Source organism: Verrucomicrobiia bacterium (assembly GCA_035629175.1).
Classification (GTDB): Bacteria; Verrucomicrobiota; Verrucomicrobiia; order Limisphaerales; family DASXHY01; genus DASXHY01.
The window spans coordinates 112,067-124,565 of record DASPIL010000070.1; the positions used below are offsets into that span (position 1 = coordinate 112,067).

General features: G+C 59.0%; 9 protein-coding genes. 6 read left to right on the top strand and 3 right to left on the bottom strand.

From position 1 onward, the window contains the following. Positions 1–86: 86 nt before the first annotated feature. Positions 87–1,247: a glutamine-hydrolyzing carbamoyl-phosphate synthase small subunit gene (gene carA, locus VEH04_12930; protein ID HYG23680.1), complete on the top strand. Its 1,161-nt coding sequence runs from the start codon at positions 87–89 to the stop codon at positions 1,245–1,247. 93 nt (positions 1,248–1,340) lie between these two features. After that, entirely contained in the window at positions 1,341–1,913 is a 573-nt protein-coding gene (locus tag VEH04_12935; protein HYG23681.1) for an FHA domain-containing protein, read from the top strand. A 2-nt stretch (positions 1,914–1,915) separates the two neighbouring features. On the opposite strand, the gene hemB is transcribed toward VEH04_12935, so the two are convergent. Further along, the gene (gene hemB / locus VEH04_12940) at positions 1,916–2,917 is read right to left on the bottom strand and encodes a porphobilinogen synthase (protein ID HYG23682.1); all 1,002 of its coding nucleotides are present in this window, start codon (positions 2,915–2,917) and stop codon (positions 1,916–1,918) included. 134 nt (positions 2,918–3,051) lie between these two features. Here hemB and VEH04_12945 point away from each other — a divergent pair, with 134 nt between their 5' ends. Further along, complete coding sequence (locus VEH04_12945) at positions 3,052–3,639, top strand: DUF4230 domain-containing protein (protein ID HYG23683.1); 588 nt, start codon at positions 3,052–3,054, stop codon at positions 3,637–3,639. Here the strand turns inward: VEH04_12945 and murJ are convergent. After that, positions 3,632–5,200: a murein biosynthesis integral membrane protein MurJ gene (gene murJ / locus VEH04_12950; protein ID HYG23684.1), complete on the bottom strand. Its 1,569-nt coding sequence runs from the start codon at positions 5,198–5,200 to the stop codon at positions 3,632–3,634. The genes VEH04_12945 and murJ overlap by 8 nt on opposite strands. A gap of 261 nt (positions 5,201–5,461) precedes the next feature. Continuing rightward, positions 5,462–8,308, bottom strand: coding sequence for a DUF2339 domain-containing protein (locus tag VEH04_12955; protein HYG23685.1), 2,847 nt, complete (start codon positions 8,306–8,308; stop codon positions 5,462–5,464). Between the two features lie 115 nt (positions 8,309–8,423). Here VEH04_12955 and VEH04_12960 point away from each other — a divergent pair, with 115 nt between their 5' ends. The 3 genes from VEH04_12960 (at position 8,424) to VEH04_12970 (ending at position 12,210) form a co-directional block, all read left to right on the top strand. After that, complete coding sequence (locus VEH04_12960; GenBank protein HYG23686.1) at positions 8,424–10,478, top strand: PDZ domain-containing protein; 2,055 nt, start codon at positions 8,424–8,426, stop codon at positions 10,476–10,478. A gap of 83 nt (positions 10,479–10,561) precedes the next feature. Beyond that, entirely contained in the window at positions 10,562–11,377 is an 816-nt protein-coding gene (locus VEH04_12965) for a serine protease (GenBank protein HYG23687.1), read from the top strand. A gap of 47 nt (positions 11,378–11,424) precedes the next feature. Then, a complete protein-coding gene (locus VEH04_12970) occupies positions 11,425–12,210 on the top strand; it encodes a WecB/TagA/CpsF family glycosyltransferase (protein ID HYG23688.1) in 786 nt (261 codons plus the stop codon). The last annotated feature ends 289 nt before the right edge of the window (positions 12,211–12,499 follow it).

The window sequence follows — 12,499 nt, forward strand, 5'->3', positions numbered from 1 at the left end:
ATTGCGGGCGTGTGTTCATACGAGGTCCCGGGGAAAAGCTTGACCCTTTGCCGTGCCGCTCTAGCATCGCGCCCGGTCGCTGACGAATGAAAGCAATTTTGGCTCTCGAAGACGGTTCCGTGTTCCATGGCGAAGGTTTTGGCGCGCGCGCGACCGCCTGTGGCGAAGTGTGCTTCAACACTTCCATGACGGGTTACCAGGAAATCCTGACCGACCCTTCCTACAAGGGGCAGATCGTCACGATGACCTACCCGTTGATTGGAAATTATGGCGTGAACCGGCAGGACGTTGAATCCTGGCGTCCACACGTGGCTGGATTTGTCATTCGTGAACTCTCGCCTGTTGTCAGCAACTGGCGCGCTGATTTTTCCCTCGCGGAATACCTCGAGCAGAATGGGATTCCGGGAATTCAGGGCATCGACACCCGGGCACTGACGAAAAAGTTGCGCGTGCACGGCGCGTTGAAAGGGTTGATCTCGACGGAGGAGATTCCAGACGAGGAAGCGGTCCGCAGGGCCAGGGCATGGACGGGACTCGTGGGCGTGGATTACGTCAAGGACGTCACGCATCGCGAAGCCTTCCTGTGGGATGAAAACGACGAGCAGAGCGCGCGGTTCAGCCTGGTTCGCGGGATGTCGCGCGGCGATGCCAGGAGCATGCGCGATCCGCTCCCGGCCGCTGACATTCCCATTGTGGCGTATGACTTTGGAATGAAGTACAACATCCTGCGTCGATTGCGCCAGCAGGGTTTCAAGGTGCAGGTGGTGCCTGCCACCACACCGGCCGCGGAAGCATTGAAGCATAAGCCGGCTGGAATATTTCTCTCGAACGGACCCGGCGATCCTTCAGCACTGGATTATGCGGTGAAGTCCGCGAGCGATCTTGTGAAATCGGGCGTTCCGATTTTCGGGATCTGCCTTGGCCACCAGATTCTGGGGCAGGCATTTGGTGGAAAAACGTTCAAGCTGAAGTTCGGGCACCGTGGCGGCAACCAGCCGGTGAAGGATCTCGAAAGCGGGAAGGTTGAGATCACGTCGCAGAACCATGGGTTCGCCGTTGATCCGAAATCATTGCCAGCTGACATCTCCGTGGATCGGATTAATTTGAACGATCAAACGGTTGAAGGCATGCGTCACAAGACCAAACCGATTTTCTGTGTGCAGTATCATCCCGAGGCATCGCCGGGGCCGCACGACTCGACGCCCTTGTTTGCAGAATTCCGGGCCATGCTCGAGAAGCGCGGTTGACAACGGAACGCGCGTTGCGTCTCAATGCGCGCCACATCGTTTCCGTTTGACTTGAATTAGTTCGTGGCGATAATCGCACAGGCGTAACAAAATATGGCTCGACTCGTTGTCCTCAACACGGGAATGTCCGGACGCTCGCATGAACTGTCTGTCGAAAAGACGACTATAGGCCGGGTTGAGGATAATACCTTCCAGATATCCGATCCCTCCGTTTCCAGTCATCACTGTGAAATCCTGATGCGCGGTTCGGACGTGGTGGTAAAGGATCTCAATTCCACAAACGGCACCTTCGTCAACGGCGAACAGGTTTCGGAAAAGACCCTCAAGCCCGGCCAGACTCTGCGGCTGGGACAGGTCGAAATGCGGCTCGACAGCGATGGCGCTGCCGCACCCGGGCTTCCAGGTGCTTCATCAGCTTCCGCCCCTGCACCCTCGTCCACGCCCACTCCCGGTGGCAAGAAGCTTGATCAGACGATGGTGATGCAGCGCGGTGTCAGCCTGGACGAACTCGAACAGGGTCCGCGCACCGGCGGTTTCGACACCACGAGCAAGGCATTCTCCAAGAAAAGCAACAAAGGGAATCGCATGTTCCTGATCGCAGGCATTGTAGTCGTCGTGATCATCCTGCTCGTCCTGCTTGTTGCGCTGGCGATGGTGAAGAGCTGAGGCTACTTCAACCAGCGCGCCACATCCACGGCAGCGTAGGTGATGATGATGTCCGCTCCCGCACGGCGCATCGCAAGCAACGATTCCAGAGTCACCGCCCGTTCGTCGATCCATCCTTTTTCTGCCGCTGCCTTGATCATGGCGTGTTCCGCGCTCACCGCATACGCGGCGGTGGGATAGCCAAATTCAGTTTTCACACGATACAGGATATCGAGATAGGCCAGAGCCGGTTTGACCATCACCATGTCCGCGCCTTCTGCAACGTCCAACGCGACTTCCCGCAACGCTTCCCGCGCATTGGCGGCGTCCATCTGGTAACTGCGACGATCCCCGAACTTCGGCGTCGATTCCGCGGCTTCGCGAAACGGCCCGTAGTATGCCGACGCAAATTTCGCCGCGTACGCGAGAATGGGCGTGTCGGAATGCCCGCGTTGATCCAGCACGGCGCGAATCGCACGCACCCGGCCGTCCATCATGTCGCTCGGCGCCACGATATCCGCGCCCGCCTCCGCATGGCTCAGGGCGGTTTGGGCGAGCAGTTTCAGAGATGGATCATTCAGAATCCGCGCGCCTGATTTTCCCTGCTCCACGATTCCGCAATGGCCGTGCTCCATGTATTCGCAAAGGCAAACATCTGTGATCACCAACAGGTCCGGCAGCTCGCGCTTCAACGTGCGGACTGCCTGTTGAACAATTCCTTTTGCAGCGTAGGCACCGGAAGCTTTGGCATCCTTGGTGTCGGGAATTCCAAACAGCAGCACAGCGGGAACACCCGCTTCGAAGGCCGTGGTCGCATCCTTCACCAGTTCGTCCAAGGATAGCTGTGACACGCCGGGCATCGCATTGATCGGCCGGCGAAGCTTGCGTCCGCTGCGCACAAAGAACGGCAGCACGAGCTGCGAGGCGCTCAAGTGCGTTTCGGAGACGAGCCGTCGCAGAGCGGCGGATTGCCGCAGACGGCGCGGCCTGTAGATGGGAAATTGCCCGGCGGACGCAAAGTTCATGGCCCAATGTTAAGGGATCAACCGAGCTTGGGCAATGAAGCCGCTGGATCGAGGGAAGGCGCCGGTCGCGGTAATGGTGACGATGCAACAGAGTTCGCGCTTTGCAAAGTGCTTCGCGGAACTAGACTTGGGACATGAACAAGCTGGGCAAAATCCTGATCATCCTCGTGATCGCCCCGGTCTTCGCGCTCGGCATTCTGCTCGGCATCAAATTTGGCAAGTGGGGATCAGGCCGCGCCACCAGCACACCCGCTCTGCTCACGCAGGTGCAGTCTTTGTCGGAACTCGTTACCGTGAAGTATGTGATCGAGAAGGTGGAGGTCCACGAGGTTCCCTCCGAGAACATCGTTGGCCAGATGCTTGGCAGCCAGAATCGCATGTTGCTGCTCGCGCATGGCGTGGTGAAGGCGGGCATTGATCTGCAAGGCCTGACTGCGGACGACATCGAAGTCAGCGGCAAGCGTGTGATCATCACGTTGCCGGGCGCTCGCATCACGGACGCCTATCTGGACGAGAAGGAGACGCGGGTGATTGATCGATCAACGGGTTTGCTGGCTCCGCCGACGAAGGATCTTGAACAGACAACGCGCCGCAACGCGCTCGACAACATTCAGCGCGCGGCGCGCACGACGGGCATTCTGAACGAGGCCGACCAACGAGCTCGCGCGCAGTTGATCACCTTCTTCAAGAGCCTCGGTTTCGAATCTGTTGAATTCAAGTGAGCCGCTTTATCTGTTGCAGAAGGAGCTTCGCCAATTCTGTTGCCGTGGGAACCTTCAGCAGGTGAGCCACCGCCCAATAACCGAGGGACGCGAGACCCGCGGGGACGAACACGGCCCCAATCCTTGTCATCACGTTGCCATGGCCGACCTGCGCCTGCCAGAGCCCGCTGAGGAGCAACGTGATTCCAACAGCCACCATTGCGGCGAATGCCAGCGGCAGAAGCATCGATTTTAACGGAGCAAGGTCGAGGTGCTTCAACTTCTTGCGAAGCGCAAACAAGAGCAAACCAAGGTTGATGGCGGAGCTGATCGTGTTGGCGAGACCCAGCCCGCCCTGCCGAAGCGGCCAGACTAATGCGAGTGAAAGGACCAGGTTCAGGACGAGGCAGACCAGGCTGATTTTCATCGGGGTGCGCGTGTCGCCCAGCGCGTAGAAAGCCCGCGCGAGCACATTCACGAGCGAGTAGGCAACGAGGCTGCCTGCCAGGCATTTCAAAGCGAATGCGGCGCGCAGCGTTGCGCTGGCGTCGAATTTTCCGCGCTCGAACAAGAGGCGCACCATTGGTTCTGCCAGCGTTATCAACAGGATCGACATCAGCAGGTTGATGAAGATCAAATAGGCCATGCCGTTGCGCAGGATGCTGCGGAACTCGCCGTAGTTCTTTTCCGTCGCCAGTCCTGCGAGCGTGGGAAGCAAAAATGTGGCGAGAGAAATTCCAAAGACTCCCTGCGGAAGCTCGAGGAGTCTCACGGCATAGTTGAATGGGGCGATCAGGGGCGCCTCGGCGCGGTCCAGCCAGAAACCGAGAAGTTGAATGACGGCCACATTGATCTGGAAGGCGGCGACTCCAATCATTCCCGGAATCATCTGGCGCACGACGCGGCGCACCGTCTCATTCCGCCACGGCGACACCCATTCGTATCGAAAGCCATCGCTCCGAAGCGTGGGAACCTGGAAGGCTGCCTGCGCGACGCCGGCAATCACGACGCCAAGTGCGAGCGCAAAAATCTGCTCGTGCAATACGTTTTCTTCGCCCCAATGGGGTGCGAGGAAGATCACCGATGCGATCATCACCACGTTCAACATTGCGGCACCCATCGCGGGGATGAAGAAGTGTCCGCGGGCGTTGAGCATTCCCATGAACACGGCGGCGATGCAGACGAGCAGCATGTATGGAAACATCCAGCGCAGCAGCCGAAGCATGAGATCGGTTTTTGCGGCAAATTCGTGGACACCCAGCGCCACGGTGATGCCTATGATTACCAGGATGATGATTGCCGCGGACGCGATGATGAGTCCCGAAAGGACGGCATTGGACGCGCGCCACATTTCCTTTTCGCCCGCGGTTTTTTCCTTCTCCTTGAAAATGGGGATGAACGCAGCCGTCAATGCGCCCTCCCCGAGCAGGCGCCGAAACAAATTGGGAATTGTGAACGCCACCTGGAATGCAGCCGCGACCCAGCCGTCGCCCATGAATCGTGCGTAAACGATCTCGCGAAACATTCCCAGCACGCGGCTGGCAAGTGTCGCCGCGGCCATTGACCCCGACGATTTCAGCATTTTCGACACGCGCGCAGGCTAGAGTCCTCTCGAAAGCGTCAAAAGAGGAAAGTTAAGGTCAGAGGCGAGCGGGGGGCATCCCGACACGATTCTTGTTTTCTCCCAACGTCTGCAACTCAGGAGCGGGAGAGGGTGCTCTAGGTCATACGCGCCTCCTCTCCCCGGCCCTCTCCTCCGCTCGGAGCGGGAAGAGAAGGAGTCGAATGGGGCCTCAGAGGGAAAGCATTGGCGCCCTCGTTGGTTTTCGGAAAAATTCTCCGTTCATCGCAGCCAGCTGCGGAACTTGTCCTGATACCGGTTGTAAATGAATCCGAGCACAAGCAGCACAATGCCAAGCGCCATGAAGCTGAGGATCCGATAAATGGTTTCCAGTTTCCAGACGTCGAAAAGCACCACGCGCGCAAGGGCGCCGCCGAGCACCGCCAGTCCAAGCCAGCGATAAACACGTTCCCGAAACGCAATTCCGCCCATGAAAATTGCGAGCGCGTAGCCCGACCAGCTGGCAGTCACGTAAAACCCAGTTGCGTATTGATTGATCCAGCGCGTCAGCAGCAGCCACAGGCTCACGCCTCCGAGCAGGATCAGGCATGTGTGCAGTCGCTCGTCCAATTGGAAACGGTCAGCGAAGCGTCGGGCGAGCCGTTGCTGGAGGAGAAGCACGATCAATGCGGCCAGGTTCGGCCAATATACTTTAGGCGCCGGATGCAGCGGCGACCAAAACAGTGCCAGGGAGGTTACGGTGAACAGGGCGCTCATGAGGAGAAGTTCCGAATTGCGTTTCCAGCCCCCCGTTACAAACGCGAGAGCTCCCCATCCTGCACATACCCAGATGCGTTCGCGCGCAGGAACGTATTCCTGCACCCACCAGAGGAGCATCAACGCGGCAGTCCATCGATAAATCCGCGCGAGTTGCAGCAGGGATTTCCATTGCGAATCTTCAGCACGGGTTGCGCGGCGAATTGCAGTCAGAGTTCCAAGGCCACCCAATGCGAGCACCAGCATCGGAACGAAAGGCTGATACCAATGTGGCGCGCGATGCATGATGAACATGATGACGCTGGCGCCGAGCAACAATTGGGCGCAGAGGCCGAGGATCAAGGCCCGGGTGGCCCACGCGTAACAGGTTAGAACCAGAGCAAGGCCGGCAGTGATGGCCATCCATGTTGAAGGCAGAAACTTGGGTTCCAGCCAGCAATACAGCACCGCGACGAATGCCAGACCGTAAACGGTTTGCGCAACGCGAGAAAGGCCGCGGGAGATCGGAATCACCCTTGGCGACGCCCACCAGTGACTGAGAAGGAGTGTCACGCCGATGACGATGGCGGGATTCCACCAGGGCGGCGATTTTTCCCCGAGCGCTGTATGAGCCAGCCATAGCGCTTGCGCAATGAGCAGGTAGCCTTGGGCGAAGAGGCTGAATTCGCGCAGCCGCAACGCATAGATGGAAAACGTCAGGCCCGCGCACGCGAGTGCGAACACGGGAGGCAACCGCAGAGGGGCTGCGTTGTAAGCGATCGCCGCAGCTCCACTGACGAGCGCGAGAATGCTGAAAAATGCGGGCACGGGGCGAATGAGCGAGGGATTCTCACGGTAATGCCGATGGGCGATGACGGCATTGGCGAGCATCAGCAATCCGAGACTCACCGCCATCAGCAATGTTGGCCAATGATCACGCTGCAAGCCATCGATTCCCCATCCAACCGCCAGCGCCCCTGAAAGGTAGGCGCCCGTTTGAAGGATGACGTTGCGCCGCGCCAGACCGAGGCTGAGCAGCACCACGCTTTCTGCCGCGAGCAACAGGGCGAGTTGCAGGCCGGCGAATTTTGCGATGATGCCGAGTGTGACGAGCAGCAAACCCTGGGTGAGATAGGAATTGCGCGTCAGCGATTCATCTGGCAACCGCCGCCGCGAGAGTTCAGCGCATGCGAGCAACGCGGCGCCGAAGACCAGAGCCACCTTCCAGAAACCGCCGGAGCGCACTTGCAGCATCGTGAGCAGGAACAGCGAGAAAAAGGCGCCATTGTTGACTGTCAGGAAGCCTGCGCGCGGCGGCCCCTGGAGCGTTTCGCTTTTCGACAGGAACACCGCAGCCGTAAAGAGACACCAATAACTCACGAGGAAATAAGCGCCGAACCACAACCCTTCTGAAGGAGAAGCCCATCGCCAGCCTGCGCCGTCAAAGAATCGCCAGAATGCATAGCTGCCGTACGTTCCCATCAGGCTGGCAATCGACAATACGGCCCACCGATTGCGCACCAGGAAAAACACGGCGGCCCCGGTGAGAATCAGGTTTGAGTAGAGCGTAAAGGCCCCGACGCGCGTGATGACCGAGGTGTAATAAGCAAGGCCCACTGCAAACAAAGCCAGCACTTCGGATTGTTTTCGATCGGCAATCCAAACCATGAAGGCAGCCCAGCCAAGCAACAATGCGCCATCGAGAAGTGCGTTTTCGATAATCCGCAGATTGGGGATGTGGTGAGCTGCGTACGTGGTGAAATAAACCGCCGCGAGCCCGCCCGCGAACAACACCTGTGCATAGTTTTTCACCGATGCGACCGCGCCGCTGCGCTGCCACCAGGCGCCAAGAGTCAGCAATAATCCACTGGCGGCATACAGCAACGACACCTTGCCAGCCGGGCCGAGCTTCCCGATGAAATGGTGGTACGCGTAATTGCCAAAGAACACGAGACCCGTCAGCAGCATCACGATTCCGATCCGCACCAGCCAATAGGTGCCGAGCCGCAGTTCCAGAGACCGTTTTTCTTCCCCGGGTTCCGCCTGAGCAGGGTTCGTACGTGATGCCGCCGATTCGCCCTTGGCGGCTGTGATTGTCGGCGGCGGTTTTGGAGTGGAAGGCTGCGCGGATGGCGGAGGGTTCGGCACGGACGTTGCGAACGGGACTGCGGCAGGGGCGGTTGGAAATACGGGTGGGATCGGGGGAGGCGTCCGTCGCGCGGGCTCCGGGGAAGTTGCAGGTTGCGGGGCGTCGCCGGCGTTCAGTTGTGCTTCGAGACGCCGCAACTGGGAGCTGAGCGTGGCAAGCTCCTGCTCGAGCAAAACGTGCTTGCGCTTTAGTTGATCGAATTCCGATCGGGTCTGCTCGTTCATTCCTCGTGTTGCGGCTGTGAGTGCCTGGATGCGCTACACGCGGAGACTGCTGTTCCTTGAACGTGATTGCAACTCCATGCTTTGCATCGCGGTGGCTTTCCACTACAAGAATTCCATGCCTCGAGCTGATTTCCTCCGCCCTGCGCGTTTTCTCTTTTGCCTGCTCCTGCTTGGCGTCACCGCCAGTTGCACATCCACTCCATCGCGCACCGCTGCCCCCGCGGCGCAACGGCGCATCGATTCCGCCATCGCGCACGTGCGTCCGGCGCTGGTGCGCATTCGGGTTGTGTCTGCGGATTTCGGCGAAGGCCGCGAGATCAAGCAGCAGGGTGTCGGCAGCGGCGCCATCATCACCAAGGACGGTTACATCATCACGAACCACCACGTTGCAGGGCACGCCCGCAGGATCTTCTGCACGTTGTGGGATCGGGAGGAAATCGAAGCTGACCTTATCGGAACGGACGCATTGACAGATATTTCTGTGATCAAGCTGCGCGCGGCGCCCGGCCGCGATTTTCATTTTGTCACGTTCGGCGATTCCGCCGCATTGCGCGTCGGGGACTCCGTGCTCGCAATGGGCAGCCCGATGGCTCTGTCGCAATCGGTCACCCTTGGAATCGTCAGCAACACGGAAATGGTGATGCCGCGCTTCTGGGGATCACGAAGCCGCCTTCGTTTGGATGGAGAAGATGTTGGGGCGCTCGTTCGGTGGATTGCCCATGACGCAGCCATCTATGGCGGAAACTCCGGCGGGCCGCTCGTCGATTTAGAAGGAGACATCATCGGCATCAACGAAATCAGCTACGGCTTGAGCGGCGCCATCCCGGGCAATCTCGCACGCAGTGTGGCGGAGGAATTGATCGCCAAAGGAGTGGTGCAGCGCAGTTGGATTGGCATCGATGTGCAGCCACTGTTCAAGCGCGCGGACGAGAAGCGGGGAGTGCTGGTGTCTGGCGTGCTGACCGATTCCCCCGCGAGCCGTGCCGGACTGCAGGCGGGGGACCTGTTGCTGTCGTTGAACGAACAGGAAATCAACGTGCGTTTTGACGAGCAGATGCCGGAGTTCATGAAACTGAGCACCGGGCTTCCGATCGGCAAGGAGGTCCCGATTATTTACCGCCGCGACGGCAAGGATTTGACTGGAACTGTGGTGCCTGTGGAACGAGGCGAGATTTTTCCGAAGCAACAGGAATTAAAGCAGTGGGGCTTGACGGTGCGGAATATTTCACCCCTCGCCGCTCGGGAATTGAAGCGCGAGACGCGCGATGGCGTCCTGGTTACGTCGGTGCGGCCCGGCGGTCCCGCAGGGGAAGCCAAGCCCTCGATTGACGCTCGGGACATCATTGTGGATGTGGACGGAACACCGATCAAACGTGCGCAGGACCTCGTGGAATTGACGAGCCGGTTGACGGAAGGAAAGACCGAGCGCGTTCCGGTCATTGCAACATTCGAACGGAAGGCGGCAAAGTATCTGGCCGTGGTGCACGTGGGAATCCAGGAACTCAAGGATCCCGGACTTGAAGTGACAAAGGCGTGGCTGCCTGTGGAAACGCAGGTGATCAGCAGGGAGATCGCGCGGGAGTTGGGCCAGCCCGATTTGCGCGGATTCTACATCACGCGGGTTTACCCTGGGAGTTCGGCGGAAAAGGCGGGTTTGCAGCCTGGTGACTTCATAACGGCCGTGGACGGCGAGAATCTCACGGCAACAGGCGCGGAGCACGATGACGAACTCCGCACACTGATTCGGCAGTACGACGTGGACAAGTCCGTGGATTTGCGGCTGCTGCGCAACAAGGCCCAAACCAATATGACCGTGCAGCTCATCCGGTCACCGCGCCTGCAGCGGGAGATGAAGAAGTATCGCAACGAGGATTTCGAGTTCACCGCGCGCGATGTTTCCTTCTTTGACTCAGCGCAGGAACAGTGGGATCAGAATCAAAGCGGCGCATTGGTTGAGGACGTTCGTTCCGGGAGCTGGTCTGAACTGGGCGGCCTTTACGTGGGCGACTTGATTCTGCAGGTGGACAGCCGGACGATCCGCAATGTCGAAGAACTCAGGCAGGTCATGGAGCAGGTCAGCAAGGACCGGAAGAGTGTTGTCATCATGAAAGTGTTGCGCGGCATTCGCACTTCGTACCTGGAAATGGAACCGAACTGGAAAACGGAATGAAGTTTTCCGGACGCCGCAACGCATGTTGTTGAGACCCCGTCATCATTGAATTTGCAGCAAACATTTAAGTAAGAGGAATCAGCATGACTTTGAAATTACTTTGCCCGTTGCTCGCCGCCGTGTCGCTCTTCAGCGCGTCCGTAACAAACGCGGATGAGCTTGCAGACAAGGGCCGCCAGGTGTTGAAAAAAAATCAGCACGCCGTGGTGACCGTGCAGGTTGTCATCAAGGCCACCTCCTCAGGGCGCGGCAGCGAGAACCGGCAGGAGATCACAGGGACCGTTGTGGAACCTTCCGGCCTCACAGTGCTTGCGTTGTCGGCTTGCGATCCCACGGAAATGTATCGCCGCCTTTCGGACGATTACCGCGTGGAGGTGGAGGTCAGCGACATCAAGATCCTGCTCGACGACAACACTGAACTGGCGGCGGAAATTGTTCTGCGCGACAAGGACATGGATCTCGCATTCATTCGCCCCAAAGTGAAACCCGCGAAGCCAATGCCCGCGATTGATCTCTCACAAACCGGAACGGCCGATATCCTCGACCCTGTTATTTCCCTGAATCGCTTGAACAAGGCTGCGAACAGGGCGTACGCGGTTTCGGTCGAACGGATCAGCGCAGTGATCCAGAAGCCGCGCACGTTTTACATTCCCGACAGCGGACAGACCAGCACGACGCTGGGCTCTCCGGCATTTCTCACGGATGGAAAGTTTCTGGGCATCTTTGTCATGCGCGCCGTGCGTGCCAGCGGCAGCGGCGCCATGCGGCAGAACATCACGTCGATCATCCTGCCTGCCAGCGAGATCTCTGAAGCTGCCAAACAGGCGCCGGAAGGCAAAGTGGAGGAAGAGAAGAAGGCCGATGCCGCCCCTGCTGCTGCCGCGGCTCCCGCACAATAGACCAGCCGTCACTTCATGGCCGTCGCAGCAATCGCACTTGCAAAGGAATGATTGCCCCCTCCCCGACGCCTAGCCGAGCAAACGTGCTCGGGGTTGGTGTCAGCACGATCAATCTCCCCCTCGCCCTCGAAGCGATTGCGCACGCGCTGAAAACGGGGACGAAGGGTTACGTCTGCGTTACTGGCGTCCATGGAGTCATCGAGGCGCAGGACGATCCCAAATTCCGCGACATCCTGAACGCGGCGTTTCTCAACACGCCCGATGGGATGCCAATGGTCTGGGTCGGAAAACGGCAGGGTCATCGCCAGATGGATCGTGTTTACGGGCCCGACCTGATGTTGCTCGTTGCGGAGTTCACGCAAAAGAGCGGGCATACTCATTTCCTATATGGCGGCGCACCGGGCGTTGCCGACGAATTAAAGCGGCGGCTCGAACAGCGATTTCCTGGAATACGGATCGTGGGGACTTACACGCCTCCATATCGTCCGCTGAACGCAGGCGAGGAGAAGGAGTTGGTGGAACGGATTCGCGAGTTGAGGCCGGACATCGTCTGGGTCGGGTTAAGCACGCCGAAGCAGGAAAAGTTCATGGCGGAGTATTTGCCACGGTTGGACACGACCCTGATGTTTGGGGTCGGCGCGGCATTTGATTTTCATGCGGGCCGGGTGCGCCAGGCGCCGCGCTGGATGCAACGCAGCGGGTTGGAATGGTTTTTTCGGCTCTGCTGCGAACCGCGGCGATTGTGGCGGCGATATTGTCGCAACAACCCGCTCTTCCTGTGGCGCATCGGATGCCAGTTTCTTGGGTTGCGCCGATATTCCATTGAACGGTAAGGGGTTCGGGCCCGGATTGCGGGAGGCATCCTTGCCTGCCGTGGAGCCGGGCTTCAAGCCCGGTGGAAGGAGCCTCAAACGATGCCGAGCGCATTGAAAGAATCTGAGGGCCTCTCGTGCTTGAGGGTTTTCCGGGCGGCAAGATGCACGCCCTCTACGTCAGGCAAGATGCCTGACGCTAGTGCGCTTGGGATACAACGCACATCGCAGGGTGAGAGTCCCTGTCTGGCGGCGCTTCCCGCCAGAGACTGAAGGTAACTGCGGTTCAGAAATGAACCGTGGAGAGCAA

What these genes read in the sequence shown, in the direction of transcription:
- VEH04_12945 (HYG23683.1), top strand. Translation starts at nt 3,052, where the DNA reads ATGAACAAGCTGGGCAAAATCCTGATCATCCTCGTGATCGCCCCGGTC.
- VEH04_12960 (HYG23686.1), top strand. Translation starts at nt 8,424, where the DNA reads ATGCCTCGAGCTGATTTCCTCCGCCCTGCGCGTTTTCTCTTTTGCCTG.
- VEH04_12935 (HYG23681.1), top strand. Translation starts at nt 1,341, where the DNA reads ATGGCTCGACTCGTTGTCCTCAACACGGGAATGTCCGGACGCTCGCAT.
- VEH04_12965 (HYG23687.1), top strand. Translation starts at nt 10,562, where the DNA reads ATGACTTTGAAATTACTTTGCCCGTTGCTCGCCGCCGTGTCGCTCTTC.
- VEH04_12955 (HYG23685.1), bottom strand. Translation starts at nt 8,308, where the DNA reads ATGAACGAGCAGACCCGATCGGAATTCGATCAACTAAAGCGCAAGCAC.
- VEH04_12970 (HYG23688.1), top strand. Translation starts at nt 11,425, where the DNA reads ATGATTGCCCCCTCCCCGACGCCTAGCCGAGCAAACGTGCTCGGGGTT.
- carA (HYG23680.1), top strand. Translation starts at nt 87, where the DNA reads ATGAAAGCAATTTTGGCTCTCGAAGACGGTTCCGTGTTCCATGGCGAA.
- murJ (HYG23684.1), bottom strand. Translation starts at nt 5,200, where the DNA reads ATGCTGAAATCGTCGGGGTCAATGGCCGCGGCGACACTTGCCAGCCGC.
- hemB (HYG23682.1), bottom strand. Translation starts at nt 2,917, where the DNA reads ATGAACTTTGCGTCCGCCGGGCAATTTCCCATCTACAGGCCGCGCCGT.